16 protein-coding genes are annotated in these 19,548 nt (G+C 62.7%); 9 read left to right on the plus strand and 7 right to left on the minus strand.

The window, feature by feature from the left end:
• Positions 1 to 43 precede the first annotated feature (43 nt).
• A complete protein-coding gene (gene icd, locus BX591_RS04805; protein WP_111929583.1) occupies positions 44 to 1,300 on the plus strand; it encodes an NADP-dependent isocitrate dehydrogenase in 1,257 nt (418 codons plus the stop codon).
• A 237-nt stretch (positions 1,301 to 1,537) separates the two neighbouring features.
• Here the strand turns inward: icd and BX591_RS04810 are convergent, their stop codons facing one another.
• Complete coding sequence (locus tag BX591_RS04810; protein ID WP_007180614.1) at positions 1,538 to 1,744, minus strand: cold-shock protein; 207 nt, start codon at positions 1,742 to 1,744, stop codon at positions 1,538 to 1,540.
• Positions 1,745 to 2,291: 547 nt separating this feature from the next.
• Here BX591_RS04810 and clpS point away from each other — a divergent pair.
• Both clpS and clpA read left to right on the plus strand, forming a co-directional pair.
• On the plus strand, positions 2,292 to 2,606 hold the full coding sequence (gene clpS, locus BX591_RS04815; protein ID WP_012434130.1) for an ATP-dependent Clp protease adapter ClpS: 315 nt from the start codon (positions 2,292 to 2,294) through the stop codon (positions 2,604 to 2,606).
• Entirely contained in the window at positions 2,603 to 4,900 is a 2,298-nt protein-coding gene (clpA, locus tag BX591_RS04820) for an ATP-dependent Clp protease ATP-binding subunit ClpA (RefSeq protein WP_035548100.1), read from the plus strand. The genes clpS and clpA overlap by 4 nt, the downstream gene beginning before the upstream one ends.
• A gap of 145 nt (positions 4,901 to 5,045) precedes the next feature.
• On the opposite strand, the gene dut is transcribed toward clpA, so the two are convergent.
• The 6 genes from dut to BX591_RS04850 all read right to left on the minus strand — a co-directional run bounded on the left by dut (position 5,046) and on the right by BX591_RS04850 (position 12,476).
• A complete protein-coding gene (gene dut, locus BX591_RS04825; RefSeq protein WP_035548097.1) occupies positions 5,046 to 5,492 on the minus strand; it encodes a dUTP diphosphatase in 447 nt (148 codons plus the stop codon).
• Positions 5,493 to 5,536: 44 nt separating this feature from the next.
• Positions 5,537 to 6,541 carry an LLM class flavin-dependent oxidoreductase gene (locus tag BX591_RS04830; RefSeq protein WP_111929584.1) on the minus strand — a complete coding sequence of 335 codons (1,005 nt, stop codon included), beginning with the start codon at positions 6,539 to 6,541 and terminating at the stop codon, positions 5,537 to 5,539.
• A gap of 84 nt (positions 6,542 to 6,625) precedes the next feature.
• Complete coding sequence (gene coaBC / locus BX591_RS04835; RefSeq protein WP_111929585.1) at positions 6,626 to 7,840, minus strand: bifunctional phosphopantothenoylcysteine decarboxylase/phosphopantothenate--cysteine ligase CoaBC; 1,215 nt, start codon at positions 7,838 to 7,840, stop codon at positions 6,626 to 6,628.
• A 125-nt stretch (positions 7,841 to 7,965) separates the two neighbouring features.
• Positions 7,966 to 8,475, minus strand: coding sequence for a signal peptidase II (lspA, locus tag BX591_RS04840; protein ID WP_105512084.1), 510 nt, complete (start codon positions 8,473 to 8,475; stop codon positions 7,966 to 7,968).
• Entirely contained in the window at positions 8,475 to 11,312 is a 2,838-nt protein-coding gene (gene ileS, locus BX591_RS04845) for an isoleucine--tRNA ligase (protein ID WP_111929586.1), read from the minus strand. Before ileS ends, lspA begins: the two co-directional genes overlap by 1 nt.
• Before the next feature lie 168 nt (positions 11,313 to 11,480).
• Positions 11,481 to 12,476 (minus strand): bifunctional riboflavin kinase/FAD synthetase, encoded by a 996-nt coding sequence (locus BX591_RS04850; RefSeq protein ID WP_111929899.1) that lies wholly within the window; start codon positions 12,474 to 12,476, stop codon positions 11,481 to 11,483.
• 117 nt (positions 12,477 to 12,593) lie between these two features.
• Between BX591_RS04850 and purN the strand changes: the two genes are divergently transcribed.
• The 6 genes from purN (at position 12,594) to nadC (ending at position 19,517) form a co-directional block, all read left to right on the plus strand.
• Positions 12,594 to 13,247 (plus strand): phosphoribosylglycinamide formyltransferase, encoded by a 654-nt coding sequence (gene purN / locus BX591_RS04855; RefSeq protein ID WP_111929587.1) that lies wholly within the window; start codon positions 12,594 to 12,596, stop codon positions 13,245 to 13,247.
• Positions 13,244 to 14,503: an RsmB/NOP family class I SAM-dependent RNA methyltransferase gene (locus BX591_RS04860; RefSeq protein WP_111929588.1), complete on the plus strand. Its 1,260-nt coding sequence runs from the start codon at positions 13,244 to 13,246 to the stop codon at positions 14,501 to 14,503. The genes purN and BX591_RS04860 overlap by 4 nt, the downstream gene beginning before the upstream one ends.
• Positions 14,504 to 14,582: 79 nt before the next feature.
• Positions 14,583 to 15,938 carry a mechanosensitive ion channel family protein gene (locus BX591_RS04865; RefSeq protein WP_111929900.1) on the plus strand — a complete coding sequence of 452 codons (1,356 nt, stop codon included), beginning with the start codon at positions 14,583 to 14,585 and terminating at the stop codon, positions 15,936 to 15,938.
• Between the two features lie 201 nt (positions 15,939 to 16,139).
• Complete coding sequence (locus BX591_RS04870) at positions 16,140 to 17,336, plus strand: DesA family fatty acid desaturase (protein WP_111929589.1); 1,197 nt, start codon at positions 16,140 to 16,142, stop codon at positions 17,334 to 17,336.
• Between the two features lie 130 nt (positions 17,337 to 17,466).
• On the plus strand, positions 17,467 to 18,606 hold the full coding sequence (nadA, locus tag BX591_RS04875; protein ID WP_111929590.1) for a quinolinate synthase NadA: 1,140 nt from the start codon (positions 17,467 to 17,469) through the stop codon (positions 18,604 to 18,606).
• Positions 18,606 to 19,517: a carboxylating nicotinate-nucleotide diphosphorylase gene (nadC, locus tag BX591_RS04880; protein WP_111929591.1), complete on the plus strand. Its 912-nt coding sequence runs from the start codon at positions 18,606 to 18,608 to the stop codon at positions 19,515 to 19,517. The genes nadA and nadC overlap by 1 nt, the downstream gene beginning before the upstream one ends.
• The last annotated feature ends 31 nt before the right edge of the window (positions 19,518 to 19,548 follow it).

Genomic DNA, 19,548 nt, shown 5'->3' on the forward strand with positions numbered 1-19,548 from the left:
GTCTCCCATCAGCTTTCAGCCTAGCCTTCACTGGAGTCCGATCATGCCGTATCAGCACATCAAGGTCCCCACCGACGGTGACAAAATCACCGTCAACGCCGATTTCTCGCTCAACGTTTCCGACCAGCCGATCATTCCGTTTATCGAAGGCGACGGCACGGGTCTCGACATCACGCCGGTGATGATCAAGGTGGTGGATGCCGCGGTAGAAAAAGCGTACGCAGGCAAGAAGAAAATCCACTGGATGGAAATCTATGCCGGCGAGAAGTCGACCAAGGTGTACGGTCCGGACGTGTGGCTGCCGGAAGAAACGCTGCAGGTGCTCAAGGAATACGTCGTGTCGATCAAGGGGCCGCTCACCACGCCGGTCGGCGGCGGTATCCGTTCGCTGAACGTCGCGTTGCGCCAGGAACTGGATCTGTATGTGTGCCTGCGGCCGGTGCAGTATTTCAAGGGCGTGCCTTCGCCGGTGCGCGAGCCTGAAAAAACCAACATGGTGATCTTCCGCGAGAACTCGGAAGACATCTACGCCGGTATCGAGTGGCCCGCTGAGTCGGAGCAGGCGAAAAAGGTCATCAAGTTCCTGCAGGAAGAGATGGGCGTGAAGAAGATCCGCTTCCCGGATACGTCGGGGATCGGTATCAAGCCGGTGTCGCGTGAAGGCACCGAGCGTCTGGTGCGCAAGGCGATCCAGTACGCGATCGACAACGATCGCCGCTCGGTCACGCTGGTGCACAAGGGCAACATCATGAAGTTCACCGAAGGCGCGTTCCGCGACTACGGTTATGGACTGGCGCAGAAAGAGTTCGCTGCGGAACTGATCGACGGTGGTCCGTGGATGAAGATCAAGAATCCGAAGACCGGTAGCGATATCGTCGTTAAAGACGTGATTGCAGATGCGTTCCTGCAGCAGATTCTGTTGCGTCCGGCCGAATACGACGTGATCGCCACGCTGAATCTGAACGGCGACTACGTGTCGGATGCGTTGGCCGCGCAAGTCGGCGGAATCGGTATCGCGCCGGGCGCGAATATGTCGGATTCGGTCGCGATGTTCGAAGCCACGCACGGCACCGCGCCGAAGTACGCGGGCAAGGACTACGTGAATCCGGGTTCGGAAATTCTCTCGGCGGAAATGATGCTGCGTCACCTCGGCTGGTTCGAGGCGGCGGAACTGATCATCAAGTCGATGGAAAAATCCATTCTGCAAAAACGCGTCACGTACGACTTCGCGCGCTTGATGGAAGGCGCGACGCAGGTGTCGTGCTCGGGTTTCGGTCAGGTGTTGATCGAGAATATGTAAGCGCGGTGGGAGCGCCTCGCGCGTTCCGCGGCGGTCCGGCGAACCCCGATGGGCACGATGTGCCGTCGGGGTTTTTGTTTTTCAGGGAGCGGCGCGGCGAGAAGGGAAACTCTAAAGATGCACTTCGCATCAAAACGATCAGTCGTCCGATAGTTGGGACGCCTGCGACTCACGCGTAAGCCCCAAAAAAGAAACCCGGCACGAAGCCGGGTTTCAAAGGACGGGTAACGAACCGTATCAGGCAGGTGCCTGGATGTTCGATGCCTGTTTGCCTTTCGGGCCTTGCACGACCTCGAACGTCACCTTTTGGCCTTCCTTGAGGGTTTTAAACCCATTCATCTGGATGGCCGAGAAGTGTGCAAACAGATCCTCACCACCTTCATCAGGCGTGATGAATCCGAAACCTTTTGCGTCATTGAACCATTTGACCGTACCAGTTGCCATTCCAACTTCCCCTGTAACTCATGTCACTACCACGAGCCCTCGAAAAGCTCGGCGACCACGCGAGCAGCCGCTCCCTCCTCACAAGCTCACCATCGGCATTTTTTCGATTTATGGCTCAGTGAAAAAAGTGCCAGCTTGATTGTTGAGGCTCTTTATTCGGGTGTCAAGAAAATTTTGAGACGCTAGTCGACGCGTTGCAAACAGGCGCTTTCCAGGGTTTTTCCCGCTTTCGTTATGTGCGGTTGCGCAAGCGGGCTGTCTTGAAAAGTCGCATAATCGACTCACATGCTGTTCTGCGGGTCGCCCGCCGCCGATAGGCACGGGGCGAGCCTTCCAGCCAGCTCCGGCAGGTTGTGCGATACTCGATCCGACTGCGGTGCAGCAAGGCCGCGAAGCATCAGGATAGGGGCCGGCTCCGCAAACGGCTCGTCGAATGGCGCACGCATGGCGGGTAGTTACTCATCAGGCGGTAGCGAACGGGCTCACCGGCCGGTCGGCCGGGTTTTGACAGGATTGCGGGCCTGTCCTAGTTGTTTAGAATGGGTGTATGGCGATTATCCCGGACAAGCAGGACGGCACCGTACTGGAGCGGCAGGAGAAGAAACTCAAGCCGCCGTCCATGTACAAAGTGGTGCTGCTGAATGACGACTTCACGCCAATGGAATTTGTCGTGATGGTCGTGCAGGAATACTTCAATAAAGATCGTGAAACCGCAACACAGGTAATGTTGAAGGTGCATCGCGAGGGCAGGGGAGTTTGTGGGGTCTATACGCGGGACATCGCGTCGACCAAAGTCGAGCAAGTCGTTACCCACGCACGGCAGGCCGGGCATCCGCTGCAGTGTGTGATGGAGGAAGCATGATTGCCCAGGAACTGGAAGTCAGCCTGCACATGGCGTTCATGGAAGCACGCCAGGCGCGGCACGAGTTCATAACGGTCGAACATCTTTTGCTGGCACTGTTGGACAATCCGACAGCGGCGGAGGTGTTGCGTGCATGCGCGGCCAATATCGAGGATCTGCGCCAGAACCTGCGCAACTTCATACATGACAACACGCCGACCGTGCCTGGCACGGACGACGTCGACACGCAGCCCACGCTGGGTTTCCAGCGTGTGATTCAGCGCGCGATCATGCATGTGCAGTCCACCTCGAATGGCAAGAAGGAAGTGACCGGCGCGAACGTGCTGGTTGCGATCTTCGGCGAGAAGGATTCGCACGCGGTGTACTACCTGCAACAGCAGGGCGTGACGCGTCTGGACGTGGTCAATTTCATCTCGCACGGCATCGCCAAGACGAGCAGCACGGACGCCGCGAAAGCGAGCGACGCGAATGCCGAGTCCGACGAAGCCGCCGCGCAGAAGGAAACGCCGCTCGCGCAGTTCACGCAGAACCTGAACCAGATGGCGAAAGACGGCCGCATCGATCCGCTGATCGGGCGCGAGTCGGAAGTCGAGCGTGTGGTGCAGGTGCTGTGCCGCCGGCGCAAGAATAATCCGCTGCTGGTCGGCGAGGCCGGGGTCGGCAAGACCGCGATCGCCGAAGGCTTGGCGTGGCGCATTACGCGCGGCGAAGTGCCCGACATTCTCGCGGATGCGCAGGTGTACTCGCTCGACATGGGCGCGCTGCTGGCCGGTACCAAATATCGTGGCGACTTCGAACAGCGTCTGAAGACGGTCCTCAAGGAATTGAAGGAACGTCCGCATGCAATCCTGTTCATCGACGAAATTCATACGCTGATCGGCGCGGGCGCCGCATCGGGCGGCACGCTGGACGCGTCGAATCTGCTGAAGCCGGCGTTGTCGTCGGGCACGCTAAAGTGCATCGGCGCGACCACGTTCACGGAATATCGCGGCATCTTCGAAAAAGACGCGGCACTGTCGCGTCGTTTCCAGAAGGTCGACGTGACCGAGCCGACCGTCGAGCAGACGGTGGCGATTCTGCGTGGCCTGAAGTCGCGTTTCGAAGAGCACCACGGCGTGAAGTATTCGTCGGGTGCGCTGTCGGCGGCGGCTGAGTTGTCGGCACGCTTCATTACGGATCGTCACTTGCCGGACAAGGCAATCGACGTGATCGACGAAGCCGGCGCCGCGCAACGCATCCTGCCGAAGTCGAAGCAGAAGAAGACCATCGGCAAGAACGAGATCGAAGAGATCATTTCGAAGATCGCTCGCGTCCCGCCGCAAAGCGTGTCGCAAGACGATCGCAGCAAGCTGCAAACGCTAGATCGCGATCTGAAGAGCGTGGTATTCGGGCAGGACCCGGCTATCGACGCGCTGTCGGCCGCGATCAAGATGGCGCGTGCGGGCCTCGGCAAGCTGGACAAGCCGATCGGCGCGTTCCTGTTCTCCGGCCCCACGGGCGTCGGCAAGACGGAAGTGGCGAAGCAGCTGGCGTTCACGCTGGGTATCGAACTGATTCGCTTCGACATGTCGGAATACATGGAGCGTCATGCGGTCAGCCGGTTGATCGGCGCGCCGCCGGGCTATGTCGGTTTCGATCAGGGCGGTCTGTTGACCGAAGCCGTCACGAAGAAGCCGCATTGCGTGCTGCTGCTCGACGAAATCGAGAAGGCGCATCCGGACATCTACAACGTGCTGCTGCAGGTCATGGACCACGGCACGCTGACGGACAACAACGGCCGCAAGGCGGATTTCCGCAACGTCATCATCATCATGACGACCAACGCGGGCGCCGAGGCAATGGGCAAGTCGGTGATCGGCTTCACGAATCGTCGGGAAACCGGCGACGAAATGGTCGACATCAAGCGCATGTTCACGCCGGAGTTCCGTAACCGTCTGGACGCAACCATTAGCTTCCGTTCGCTCGATGAAGAAATCATCATGCGTGTGGTCGACAAGTTCCTGATGCAACTGGAAGATCAGTTGCACGAGAAGAAGGTCGACGCGCTCTTCACCGACGCGTTGCGCGCGCATCTCGCCAAGCACGGTTTCGATCCGTTGATGGGCGCAAGGCCGATGCAGCGTCTGATCCAGGACACGATCCGTCGTGCGCTGGCCGACGAACTGCTGTTCGGCAAGCTGATGAACGGCGGCCGCGTATCGGTCGACGTCGATGCGGAGGACAAGGTGCAGTTGACCTTCGACGAGCATCCGGCGCCGCGCAATCCGAATCCGGAAGCGGTCGAAGTCGAGTAAGGTTCAGGCGGTGCACGCCAAGGCTTAGCCAGGCAAAGAAACGGCGCGGGTTTTTAACCCGCGCCGTTTTTTTATGTGCGTTCCGTCTGGCTAGGTTCGGCTCGGTGCGGCACGCCGCGCCCCGCAGCCAACTCCGCGCTCAAGCTCAATGCTTGCCCGTGCTGCCAAACCCGCCCGCACCCCGATCGCTCGTCTCGAAGTCGTCGACGATATTGAACTCGGCTTGCACGACCGGCACGATGACCAGTTGCGCGAGGCGTTCCATTGGATTCAGCACGAACGTGGTCTCGCCGCGATTCCACGTCGAGATCATCAGCTGACCCTGGTAATCCGAATCGATCAGGCCGACCAGATTGCCCAGCACGATACCGTGCTTATGTCCCAATCCCGAACGCGGCAGAATCAACGCCGCATAACCCGGATCGCCGACGTGGATCGCCAGCCCGGTCGGCACCAGTGCTGTCTGGCCGGGTTCGAGCGTCAGCGGTTCGTCGAGGCACGCGCGCAGATCGAGGCCGGCGCTGCCGGTGGTGGCGTAGGCCGGGAGTTGATCGCGCATGCGCGCATCGAGAATCTTGAGGTCGAGTTTCATGCAGGTCGGAAAGGTTGGAGAGTGTGGAAAGTAGAGGTGTGCACTCAATGCGCCAATTGGAACGCATCGGCCAGTAATTCATAAGAGCGCAGGCGGGCGCGATAACTGCCCGCCACGGTCAGCACGATCAGCTCGTCGGCCTGGAACTGTTCCTGCAGCGCATGCAGGCGTTCAGTGACGGTCTCCGGCGTACCGACAATGCTACGCGGCCGTTCCCGCGCGATCACCAGTTGCTCGCGCTCGCCATACTCCTGCGCGATGCCTTGTTCGATCGTCGGAATGGGTTCGTTCAGGCCGTACGCCATTTGCACACGGCGCAGATCGACGGCCTTTTCCAGATCGGCCGCTTCCTGTTCGGTATCCGCGCAGATCACGAAAACCGCGGCGGCAAGATACGCCTGTTGCGCTTCCTGACTGGCCTTGAAACGCTCGCGATAAGCCTGCGCCACCTGATGCCCGAAATGCGCGTTGATGAAATGCGCGAACGCGAAGCGAATGCCGAGTTGCGCAGCGAGCAAGCCGCCGAATTCGCTCGAGCCGAGCATCCACAGTTGCGGACGCGTCGCGATCTGCGGTTGCAGCAGCACGCCATGCGCGACGTGATCGTCGGGCAGCGTGCCGTGCATCAACCCGACCAGATCCGCGACCTGCTGCGGGAAAATATCGCCGCGGTTGTAGTCGCCCGCCGCGACCGCTTGCGCGGTGCGCATGTCGCCGCCCGGCGCGCGCCCTACGCCGAGGTCGATCCGGTTCGGAAACAGCGCCTCGAGCATCATGAATTGCTCGGCGACTTTGAACGGGCTGTAGTACGGCAGCATCACGCCGCCGGAGCCGAGGCGAATCCGCCTGGTCACACTGCCGAGGCGCGCCAGCAGCACTTCCGGGCAAGGATTCGATACGCCGCGCAAGCCATGATGTTCGGCGCACCAGTAGCGCGTGTAGCCGAGGTCGTCGGCGAGTTGCGCGAGTTCGACGGTGGCGGCGATCGCGTCCGCCACCGAGTGCCCGGCGATCACGGGCGTTTGATCGAGCATGGATAGTAGCGTCATGTCGGCACGGCTCCAGATGAGTCACGTCGCTGCGCGTTGACCTCGTGATGGCAAACTTGCCGTGAGGTCAAACGCGAGCAGCGTTCAGCGAATCAGACTTGAATCGGGCAAGCGCTTCGCGATCTCCGCGATCAGCGTGCGCGCGAGCGTCTGCTTGTCGGCGCGCGGCAGCTTCGTGGCGCCGCCGGCTGCGAACAGGATCACTTCGTTGTCGTCGAGGCCGAAAGTCAGCGGGCCGAGATTGCCGATCAGCAGCGGCACCTTCTTGCGCGCGCGCTTTTCTTCGCCATGCACTTCGAGATCGCCGCTTTCCGCCGCGAAGCCGACCGCGAACGGCGGATGCGGCAGTTTCGCGACGGTGGCCAGAATGTCCGGATTCTCGACGAACGTGAAGGTGGGCAGCGTGCGCTCGGCGGTCTTCTTGATCTTGTGCTCGCTCGCGTGATCGGCGCGCCAGTCGGCCACGGCGGCCACGCCGATAAAGATGTCGGCATCCGCGACCGAGCGCATTACCGCGTCGTGCATTTGCTGCGCGGTCTGCACGTCTTCGCGGAACACGCCCCACGGCGTTTCCAGTGCGACCGGGCCGGCCACCAGATGCACTTCGGCGCCGGCCTGCTGCGCGGCGCGCGCGAGCGCGAAACCCATCTTGCCGCTCGATCGGTTGGTGATGCCGCGCACCGGATCGAGTGGTTCGAAGGTGGGGCCGGCGGTCAGCAACACGCGCCGGCCGGCCAGAATCTTGGGCGAGAAAAACGACGCGATCGCTTCATACGTGGCGGCCGCTTCGAGCATGCGCCCGTCGCCGATTTCGCCGCACGCCTGCGGGCCGGAGTCGGGGCCGAGCACCTGCACGCCGTCTTCGCGCAGTTGCGTGACGTTGCGCTGCGTGGCCGGGTTTTGCCACATCTGCCGGTTCATCGCCGGCACGACCAGCAGCGGACAATCGCGCGCCACGCACAGCGTGGACAGCAGATCGTCGGCCATGCCGTGCGCGAGCTTGGCGAGGAAGTCGGTGGAGGCGGGCGCGATCACGATCGCATCCGCTTCACGCGACAGATCGATGTGCGCCATGTTGTTCGCCATGCGCGCGTCCCATTGGCTCGTGTAGACCGGACGGCCCGAGAGCGCCTGCATGGTGACGGGAGTGATGAACTGCGTGGCCGCTTCGGTCATGACGACCTGCACGGTTGCGCCGGCCTTGGTCAGCAGACGCGTGAGTTCGGCGATCTTGTAGCAGGCAATGCCGCCCGTCATGCCGAGGACGAGGTGTTTTCCTGCGAGTTCTGCGGTTGCCAACGAAGCCTCCGACAAAGCGTGGTGGCGGGCGGCGCGGTGGGGCATTGCGCCCCGGGCCGCCGCGTCTTTCGAACTGGACCCCGGCGCGCGAATCCAGACGAACCCGGGCGCCGGCGTCTGCGGCGTTAGCGTGACGCGCCGCGGACGCGCCGCAACTCGTCGAGCACCAGCAGGATCGCGCCGACGGTAATCGCGCTGTCGGCGAGATTGAACGCCGGCCAGTGCCACGTGCGCACGTGAAAATCGAGGAAGTCGATCACGTGGCCGTAGGCGAGCCGGTCGATCACATTGCCGAGCGCGCCGCCGAGAATCAGCGAAAGCGCTGTGCAGAACATTTTCTGCCCGCCGTGGCGCTTGAGCAGATAGCAGATCACGAGTGCCGCGATCACGCCGAGCGCCGTGAACGCCCAGCGCTGCCAGCCGCCGGCCATGGCGAGGAAGCTGAACGCCGCACCGCGGTTGTACACGAGAATCAGGTTGAAAAACGGCGTGATCTCATGCGGGACACCGTACGCGAACACCTTCTGGATCGCGATCTTGGTCAACTGATCGAACAGGATCACGATCAGTGCGACGCCCAGCCAGGGCGCCAGCGAACTATTGCCGCTCGATGCTTTGGACAGGGTTCGTGCCATTATGCCGCGCTCCGGGTTTCGCCGTTGCCGAACAGATTGCTGAAGCAGCGGCCGCACAGGGTGGGGTGATCGGCGTGTGCGCCGACGTCCTCGCGGTAGTGCCAGCAGCGTTCGCATTTCAGATACTTCGACGCGATCACTTCGACGCCTTCTTCCGCTTCGCTCGCGACCTTCACGACATTCGCCGCCGAGGTGATCAGCACGAACTTCAGGTCTTCGCCGAGGCTCGCGAGCGCATCGTAACGCGCGCCGCTCGCGCGGATCTCGACTTCCGCCTGCAGCGACGAACCGATCAGATTCGCGCCGCGCGCTTCTTCCAGCGCCTTGGTCACGTCGCCGCGCGCCGCGCGCAGCAGTGTCCACTTGTCGAGCAGTTCGCCCGCTTGCGGCACGGCCGGGAATGCGTGATACGTCTCGGTGAAGATGGTTTCGCTGTTCGGCTGGAACACCTTCCAGGCTTCTTCGGCCGTGAACGACATGAACGGCGCCATCAGACGCAGCAGACCATGCGCGATGTGATACAGCGCGGTCTGCGCCGAACGGCGCGCGACCGAATCCGCCGCCGTGGTGTACAGGCGATCCTTCAGCACGTCGAGGTAGAAACCGCCGAGGTCTTCCGAGCAGAACGTCTGCAGCTTGGCGACCACCGGATGGAACTCGTACTTGTCGTAGTGCGCGAGGATGTCGTTCTGCAGGTTCGCCGACAGCGCGACCGCGTAGCGATCGATCTCGAGCCAGTCTTCGACCGGACGCGCGTGCTGCGCGAAGTCGAAGTCGGACAGGTTCGCGAGCAGGAAGCGCAGCGTGTTGCGGATCCGGCGATAGCTTTCCGTGACGCGCTTCAGGATTTCTTCCGAGATCGCCAGTTCGCCCGAGTAGTCGGTCGACGCGATCCACAAGCGGATGATTTCCGCGCCCAGACGGTTCGCCACTTCATGCGGGTCGATCCCGTTGCCGAGCGACTTGCTCATCTTGCGGCCTTCGCCGTCGACCGTGAAGCCATGAGTTAGCAGCGCGTTGTAGGGCGGGCGGCCGTCGAGCATCGAGGCGGTCAGCAGCGACGAGTGGAACCAGCCGCGGTGTTGATCCGAGCCTTCCAGATACAGGTCGGCCGGGAATTGGAGTTCGTCTTTATGCGAGCCGCGCAGCACATGCCAGTGCGTGGTGCCGGAATCGAACCAGACATCCAGCGTGTCGCGGTTCTTTTCGTACAGGTTGGCTTCGTCGCCGAGCAGTTCGCGCGGGTCGAGTGTTTGCCACGCTTCGATACCGGCCTGCTCGACGCGTTGCGCGACCTGTTCGAGCAATTCCACGGTGCGCGGATGCAGTTCGCCGGTTTCCTTGTGGACGAAGAACGCCATCGGCACGCCCCATTGGCGTTGACGCGACAGCGTCCAGTCCGGGCGGTTGGCGATCATGCTGAACAGACGTTGCTTGCCCCACGCCGGATAGAACGCGGTGTTTTCGATACCTTCGAGCGCGGTTTCACGCAGGGTCTTGTCGCTGTCGTTCGGCTTCACGTCCATGCCGGCGAACCATTGCGAGGTCGCGCGGTAGATGATCGGCGTCTTGTGGCGCCAGCAGTGCATGTAGCTGTGCGTGTACCGTTCGGTGCGCATCAGCGAGCCGGCGTTTTGCAGCGCCTCGACGATCTGCGGATTGGCCGCCCAGATCGACAGGCCGCCGAACAGCGCGAGCGACTCGATATAGCGGCCGTCGCCCATCACTGGGCTGATGATGTCGGAATCGGCCATGCCGTGCGCCTTGCACGACACGAAGTCTTCCACGCCATAGGCCGGCGAGGAGTGCACGACACCCGTACCGGTTTCGGTCGTCACGTAGTCGCCGAGATAGACCGGCGCGGTGCGCTTGTAAGCCGGATGCGCGGCCGCCAGCGGGTGATTGAAGCGCAGGTTGACGAGCTTCGCGCCCGGCGCCTTGGCGACGATCGTGCCTTCCAGACCGTATTGCTTCAGGCACGCTTCGACCCGCTCTTCCGCGAGGATCAGCAGACCGCGCGGCGTATCCACCAGCGCGTAGACGATTTCCGGATGCAGGTTCAGCGCCTGGTTGGCGGGGATGGTCCACGGCGTGGTGGTCCAGATCACGATGCCGCCTTCTTCGCGCGGCAGTGCGTTCAGGCCGAAGGCGTGCGCGGTCTTTTCCGGTTCGGCGAAGCTGAACAGCACGTCGATGGTCGGATCGTTCTTGTCCGCGTATTCGACTTCCGCTTCAGCCAGCGCCGAGCCGCAGTCGAAACACCAGTTGACCGGCTTCAGGCCGCGGAACACGTAGCCCTTTTCCAGGATCTTCGCGAGCGCGCGGATTTCGCCGGCTTCGTTCGTGAAGTTCATGGTCTTGTACGGATTGTCCCAGTCGCCGAGCACCCCCAGACGACGGAAGCCGACCTTCTGCTTCTCGATCTGTTCGGTCGCGTAGGCACGCGCCTTCTGCATCACTTCAGCGGCCGGCAGCGATTTGCCGAACTGCTTTTCGATCTGGATTTCGATCGGCATGCCGTGGCAGTCCCAGCCCGGCACGTAGACCGCGTCGAAGCCCGCCAGATTGCGCGCCTTGACGATCATGTCCTTGAGGATCTTGTTCACCGCGTGGCCGAGGTGGATGTCGCCGTTCGCATATGGCGGCCCGTCGTGCAGGATGAACTTCTTGCGGCCCTTGCTGGCGGCGCGGATCTTTTCGTAGATCTTGCCTTCCTGCCATTCCTTGACCCATTGCGGCTCGCGCTTGGGCAGGTCGCCGCGCATCGGGAACGGCGTGTCGAGCAGGTTCACGGGATAGCGTGATTGCGGTTTCGAATCGGCTTTCTTGTTGCTCATGATGTGGTCGCGGTGAATTCGTTCTGTGCACAGCGGGGCGCGGAATGCGCACGTTGTGCGTGGGCGTGGGGCGCGCCCGGCAGGCATGTCGCGTGATCCACGGACGCCCTTCGATGCGCGCGGCGAGGGCCCAGGCGGCGTTCAACACGCGCGCATGGACCGCGGCGGCTATCTAATTCGGTCGGTGGCCGAGGTGGCGAAGCCGGTGGACCCGCTGCCCGGCGTGCCGGCGCCGACAGCCGCGAACCAGGCGCGGGCGTTGGCGACGTCGCGCGCGATCGCGGCGGTCAGCGTTTCGAGGTCGACGTACTTTTCCTCGTCACGCAGCTTCTTCAGGAATTCGACGCGCACGAGTTTGCCATACGCGTCGCCGTGCCAGTCGAGCAGATGCACTTCGAGCAGCACGCGGCCGGAATCGTCGACGGTGGGGCGCAGTCCGAGGCTCGCGACGCCCGGCAGCGGCTCGTCCGCCACGCCGTGCACGCGCACCACGAAAATGCCCGCGAGCGCCGGCCGCTTGTGAGCGATCGGCAGATTCAACGTGGGGAAACCGAGATCGCGGCCGAGCTTCATGCCGTGCACGACGTGGCCGCTGATCAGATAATCGCGGCCCAGCGCGGCCCGTGCCGAATCGAGGTCGCCCGCCACCAGCGCGGCGCGTACGCCCGAGCTGGAAATGCGCGCGCCGGACGGATCGGCGACGGTGGCCATCTGCTCGACTTCGAAACCGTACTGCTGGCCCGCGGCCTTGAGCGATGCGAAATCGCCCGCGCGTTTGGCGCCGTAGCGGAAGTCGTCGCCGATCATCACCCAACGCGCGTGCAGGCCATTGACGATGATCCGTTCGACGAACGTATCCGGCGACTGGCTCGCGAACGTGTGGTTGAAATGCTCGACCACCACGCGATCGACGCCGTGGGTACGCAGCGCCTCGAGCTTGTCGCGCAGCATGGCGATACGCGGCGGCGCGCCGGCGGGGTTGAAGAACTCGCGCGGGTGCGGCTCGAAGGTCATCACGCAGACGGGCAGGCCGCGCGCGTCGGCCGCTGCGCGCACGTGCGCGAGCAGAGCCTGATGGCCGCGGTGGACACCGTCGAAGTTGCCGATGGTCAGTGCGCAGGGCGCACGGCTTTCAGCATTGGGAAGACCGCGGAAGACTCTCACGATAGCGCGTTGGAATAGGGCGGGCGGGGTGCCGCAAAACAAACGATTATAAACGCTCGGCGCGCGAGACGGCGGCGCGTCGCGGTTTCAGGGTTCCCCAAATGATAAAATCCGCGGATGAAAAAACTCGTCATCCTGATTTCGGGGCGGGGAAGCAACATGGAAGCCATCGTTCGAGCCTGCTCCGACGAGGCTTGGGCCGCGCAAGTCGCCGCCGTGATTGCCAACCGTCCTGACGCCGCGGGCCTTGCGTTCGCGGCGTCGCACGGTATTGCCACGGCGGTGGTCGACCACCGCCAGTATCCGGACCGCGATAGTTTCGACGCGGCGCTGGCCCGGCAGATCGACGGCTTCGCGCCGGATCTCGTCGTGCTGGCCGGTTTCATGCGCGTGCTCACGGCGGGTTTCGTCGACCGTTACGCCGGGCGCATGCTGAACGTGCACCCGTCGCTGCTGCCGAGCTTTCCCGGCCTGAAAACCCATCAACAGGCACTGGACGCGGGCGTACGGCTGCACGGCGCGTCGGTGCACTTTGTCACGTCGCAACTGGATCACGGGCCCATCGTCGCGCAGGCGGCGGTTCCCGTGGAAAACGGCGACACCCCCGCCATGCTCGCCGAACGCGTGCTGGCGATCGAACACATCATTTATCCACGCGCGGTGCGCTGGTTCGTCGAAGGGCGTCTCGCTCTGGACGGCCTGCGTGTCACGCTAACGCCGTCAGAGCCGCAATGGCTCTTTGCCGGTCACACCGCCGGAGAGGGCGCATGAGATTACATGGTTTTTTGATTGGACAAACCGAGACTTTGCTGGCTGAAGTCTTGAAACTCACCGGCCCGGCCGATGCCACCACCAGCCGCTTTTTCCGCGCCCATCCGAAGCTCGGGCACGGCGAGCGCGGCGTGATCGCGGAAGCGGTGTTCGCGGTGCTGCGTCGCCGGATGGAATTCGCCCATCTGGCGGAAAGCGGCGCCGGCAGCCCGGCCCGCCGGATGGCTTTGCTCGGCCTGATGCAGACGGCGGGGCGTAATGCCCTCAAGCCGTTCGTGACGGAACAGGAATTGAGCTGGCTCGAACACGTCTCGAAGATCGACCCGGAAAGCCTGCCGTTGCGGATTCGCCTGAACCTGCCCGACTGGATCTATCAGGCACTGGCCAAGCGTTTCGAGGCCGCCGAACTGGCGCAACTGGCCGCCGCGCTGAACTATCCGGCACCGCTGGACCTGCGCGCGAATCCGATCAAGGCGAGCCGCGAAGACGTGCTGAACGCGCTGTCGAAGGCGGGCATCGAGGCCGGCGAAACACCGTTCGCGCCGTTCGGCGTGCGGGTGGTCGGCAAACCGCCGCTCACCAAGCTCGACGCGTTCCAGCACGGCTGGGTCGAAGTGCAGGACGAAGGCAGCCAGTTGCTGTGTTCGCTGGTCGCGCCCAAGCGCGGCGAGATGATCGTCGACTTCTGCGCGGGCGCGGGCGGCAAGACGCTGGCGCTCGGCGCGGCGATGCGCTCCACCGGCCGTTTGTACGCGTTCGACATCTCCGAACGGCGTCTCGCCAAGCTCAAGCCGCGCCTTGCGCGCAGCGGGCTGTCGAACGTGAATCCGGTGCTGATCGATAGCGAACACGACGCCAAGATCAAGCGTCTGGCCGGCAAGATCGACCGCGTGCTGGTCGACGCGCCGTGCAGCGGGCTGGGCACGCTGCGCCGTAACCCTGACTTGAAGTGGCGTCAGTCGCCGGAATCGGTGGCCGAGCTGGCGCCGAAGCAGTTGTCGATTCTGGCGAGCGCTTCGCGTCTGGTGAAGAAGGGCGGCCGCCTCGTCTACGCGACCTGCTCGATTCTGGAAGCGGAAAACGAAGCGGTGGTGCAGCAGTTCCTCGCCGACCATCCGGACTTCGCGCTGGTGCCCGCGCGCGACGTGCTGGCCGAGCAGCGTATCGAGCTGGAAATGGGCGACTACCTGTCGCTGTGGCCGCACCGCCACGCAACCGACGGCTTCTTCGCCGCCGTGCTGGAACGCCAGAGCTAAGCAACGCGACAGGCTTTTTTGCCGGCGTACCGTGGGTTAAGTAGTGGACCCGCGGCACGCCGGCGATTTCGGCGACATCATGCAAAACCGTATTTTTTCTCATATGTTCGGCGACCTCGCGCGCGACTTCGGCCAGCCCGTCATGCTCTGGCAGGTCGGCGTTCTGCTGGGCACGCTCGCGCTCGCGTGGCTGCTCGCGCGCCTGTTGCGGCGCACGCTCGATCTGCGCCGGCAAACGCGTTACCAGACGCTGCGTTTCGGCGCGGAAAGCCTGAACCGCGCGTTTTTCCCGCTGATCGGCGCGGCACTCGTGTGGCTCGCGCGCACGCTCGCCGGGCCGTTCATGCATACGGCACTGCTCGATCTGGCGTTGGTGCCGCTGTTCGGCATCGGACTGATCTACATTGTGTTTTTCATCGCGCGGCGGGTTTTCAGTCACGACGGCGTGACGCATCCGTGGCTGTTCCTGGTCGAAAAACTGGTTTCGCTGGTGGTCTGGCTCGCCATGGTGCTGACCGTGATGGGCATTCAGGACGACGTGATCGCGTGGATGGGCAGCGTCCATTTCCGTGTCGCCAATGCGCACATGACGCTGCTGTCGCTCACCACGGGCCTGCTGTGGGTCTGCGTGACGATGATCGTCGCGATGTGGCTCGGCTCCACGTTCGAGGATCGCCTGATCCGCTCGACCACGCTCGACGCGAATCTGAAGGTGGTGGTGGCGCGTGTCGGCCGGGCCGCGTTGATGCTGGCGGCGATTCTGATCAGCCTGTCGCTGGTCGGCATCGACATTACCGTGCTCGGCGTGTTCGGTGGCGCGTTGGGCGTCGGGCTGGGGTTCGGGCTGCAGAAGATCGCCAGCAACTACGTGTCGGGCTTCATCATCCTGATCGACCGCTCGCTGCGGATCGGCGACACGATCAACGTGAGCGGCCTGCAGGGCATGGTCACGCAGATCCGCACGCGCTACACCGTGGTGCGTGGGCTCGACGGCATCGAAACGCTGATTCCGAACGAAAAACTGATCACGGACGTGGTGCAGAATCAGTCGTCTTTCCTGACGCGCGGGTATGCGAAGGTGGCTGTGCAGGTCGCGTATACGTCTGACGTCGAGCAGGCCATGGGCCTGCTCGTGCAAGCGGCCGAAGGTGTGCCGCGCGTATTGAAGGAGCCTGCGCCCACGCCGTATCTGGCGAGCTTCGGCACCGACGGTATCAATCTCGAACTGGGCTTCTGGATCGAAGACGCGGCGACCGGCACGGCAAGCGTGCGCTCAGCCGTGAACCGCAATATCTGGCGTCTGTTCTCGGAGCACGACATCTCGATTCCGTTCGCGCAACGCGAAGTGCGAATCGTGGGCAATGTCAGTGCGGCCATGCCGCAACCGGTAACAATGACTGCTCCAGCGGCCAATCAGGCGGACGCCGCCCTCTGACGGTGTTTAGAACCCGCCGACAGCGGTAAAAACCCTGTCGGCGTTTTCCATCCCATTGATATCCCACAAAAAATCCCCATTTGTTACAAACACTTGGAACGGTTCAAGTAGAATGACGTCCAATCCAGTTGTATGCTTTCACTTTCTTGACATGCGCATGTTGCGTGTGTCTCGTGTCTCTCGTTCCACAGGTAAATTGCCTTGTTGAATTCCTTGCTCGATTTCCTTGCCCACGGTCTGCTGCACTTCTCGTGGTGGCAACTCGTGCTGTACACGCTGATCGCGACGCACATCACGATTATCGGCGTGACGGTCTATCTGCATCGCTGCCAGGCGCACCGCGCGCTGGAGCTGCATCCGGTCGTCAGTCATTTTTTCCGTTTCTGGCTGTGGATGACCACGGGCATGTTGACCGGCCAATGGGCCGCGATTCACCGTAAGCACCACGCCAAGTGCGAGACCGAAGAAGATCCGCACAGCCCGCAAACGCGTGGCATCTGGAAGGTGTTGCTCGAAGGCGCGGAGTTGTACCGCACCGAGGCAAAGAACGAAGAAACCATGCGCAAGTTCAGTCACGGCACGCCGAACGACTGGATGGAACGCAACGTCTACACGAAGTACCCGATCCTCGGCGTCAGCCTGATGATGGTGCTGAACATCGCGCTGTTCGGCGTGGCCGGCCTGACCATCTGGGCTGTGCAGATGGTGTGGATTCCGTTCTGGGCTGCCGGCGTGGTCAATGGCCTTGCGCACTTCTGGGGCTATCGCAACTTCAATTCGTCGGATGCGAGCACCAACATCTTCCCGTGGGGCATCATCATCGGCGGCGAAGAGCTGCATAACAATCACCACACGTATGCGACGTCGGCCAAGCTGTCGAACAAGTGGTACGAGTTCGATATCGGCTGGATGTACATCCGCATCATGTCGGCGTTCCGTCTTGCCAAGGTGAAGAAGGTCGCGCCGACGCCGCGCTTGACCACCGGCAAGCTGGTGCTCGATCAGGACACGCTGCAGGCTGTGTTGGCGAACCGATACGAAGTCATGGCGCGTTACGGCAAGGCGCTCAAGCGCGCCTATCGCCAGGAATTGGCTCATCTGAAAGAGGTCGGCGCGCGCGAGAAGTATCAGGTCATGCGCGGTGCCCGCAGCTGGTTCCACAAGGAAGAAGCCGGTCTGAACGAGCCGCAGAAGCGTCAATTGCCGCAAATCTTCGCGAACAGTCAGAAGCTGAAGACCTACATCGACATGCGCAATGAACTCGCGGCTATGTGGGAGCGCTCCAATGCGTCGCGCGACCAGTTGCTGGTTCAGTTGCAGGACTGGTGCCATCGTGCTGAGCAGAGTGGCATCAAGGCGCTGCAGGAATTTGCCTTGCGACTGCGTCGTTATGCCTGATTCCGAAATCCATTAAAATCTTGTTACGTCACAAAACCCCGCGTTGGCGGGGTTTTGCTTTTTGGGCCGCGGAAACTGCAACGACACGTCGTTGACCGTCCGCGGCGGCAGAGCGAGGGCAGAGGAGATCATGGATCAGCAGGCGATCAGGACCGTCGAATACGATCGGCCGCAAGCGCAGGGCATGACCTGCGGAATCGGGCAGGCTTGGGCGAAGGTGCCCGACACGCCCTCAGCGCAGGAAAAAGCGGCGTTGAAGACAAGCATTCGCGCGTTGCTTGAGCGCGAGAAAGCGGTGCTCGTCGCACATTACTACGTCGACGCGGAGTTGCAGGAACTCGCCGATGAGACCGGCGGCTGCGTGGCCGATTCGCTGGAAATGGCGCGTTTCGGCCGCGATCATGATGCGCAGACGCTGGTGGTGGCGGGGGTGCGCTTCATGGGCGAGACGGCCAAAATTCTGAGCCCCGACAAGCGCATCCTGATGCCCGATCTCGACGCGACCTGCTCGCTCGATCTGGGGTGCCCGGTGGACGATTTTTCGGCGTTCTGCGACGCGCATCCTGACCGCACGGTCGTCGTGTACGCGAATACCAGCGCGGCGGTGAAGGCGCGCGCGGACTGGATGGTGACGTCGTCGATCGGTCTGGAGATCGTCGCCGATCTGCATGCGCGCGGCGAAAAGATCATCTGGGCGCCGGACCGGCACCTCGGCAGCTACATCCAGAGCAAGACCGGCGCGGACATGTTGCTGTGGCAAGGCTCGTGTCTCGTGCACGACGAATTCAAAGGCATCGAACTCGACCTGCTGCGCGCGGAGTATCCGGGCGCGAAAGTGCTGGTGCATCCGGAGTCGCCGGCTAACGTGGTCGCGCAAGCAGACGTGGTGGGGTCGACCACGCAATTGATCGACGCCGCGCAAAAACTCGATGCCACGCATTTCATCGTCGCGACCGATCTCGGCATTTTGCACAAGATGCAACTCGCCGCGCCCGGCAAGACCCTGATTGCCGCGCCCACGGCCGGCAACAGCGCGACCTGCAAGAGTTGCGCGCATTGCCCGTGGATGGCAATGAATGGCCTCGCGAATCTGGCCGACGTGCTGGAGCGCGGGCATAACGAGATTTTCGTCGACCGTGCGATCGGCGAGCGGGCGCGTCTGCCGATCGACCGGATGCTGGACTTCGCCGCGCGTCAGAAAAAGCGCGTGCAGGCAAGTGGCGATCTCGCGCGCGACGCGCAACTGTATTCGAATGTGGGAGCAGCGTGATGGGGGCGGTTGAGGGCATGATCGAGCGCGATCCGGGTGAGGCGGTGTCGCCGCTGTTTGCTGAAATTCACGAGCAATACGGCGCGGCGTTCGACGCGGCGCTCGCACGCAACGTTGCCGATGCGCTGGCGGAAGACGTCGGCACAGGCGATCAGACTGGACGCCTGGTGCCCGCGGACGAGATCCGCAACGCGCGCATTATCGTGCGCGAAGATGCCGTGCTGTGCGGCGTGCCATGGTTCAACGCGGTGATGCACGCGGTGGATGCCCGCATCGAAGTGCGATGGTTCTACCGCGAGGGTGACCGTATGAAAGCCGACACGCCGGTTTGCGAACTGCGCGGACCGGTGCGCGCGTTGTTGACGGCCGAACGCAACGCGCTGAACTTTTTGCAATTGCTGTCTGGCGTGGCGAGCGCAACGCGCCGTTATGTCGACGCAATCGCGCACACGCGAACGCGCATTCTGGACACCCGCAAGACGCTGCCCGGCTTGCGGCTCGCGCAGAAATACGCGGTGCGTGTGGGTGGCGGCGCGAATCAGCGGCTCGCACTGTACGACGGCATTCTGATCAAGGAAAACCACATTGCCGCAGCCGGCGGCGTGGGCGCGGCAATGGACGCGGCGCTTGCGTTGAACGCGGGCATCTCCATCCAGATCGAGGTCGAGACCCTCGAGCAGCTGGAAGCGGCATTGGCGCATCGCGCACAATCCGTTCTGCTGGACAACTTCTCGTTCGACGCAATGCGCGAGGCGGTTCGCGTGACGGCTGGACGAGCGGTGCTGGAAGTGTCGGGCGGCGTGAACTTCGACACGGTACAGACGATTGCGGAGACGGGTGTCGACCGGGTGTCGATCGGCGCGCTGACTAAAGACGTCCGCGCAACCGACTACTCGATGCGGATTGTTTGAGACAAGTGCTTACGCGTTGAAGCGTCTGCTG

This window comes from Paraburkholderia bryophila (assembly GCF_003269035.1).
Classification (GTDB): domain Bacteria; phylum Pseudomonadota; class Gammaproteobacteria; order Burkholderiales; family Burkholderiaceae; genus Paraburkholderia; species Paraburkholderia bryophila.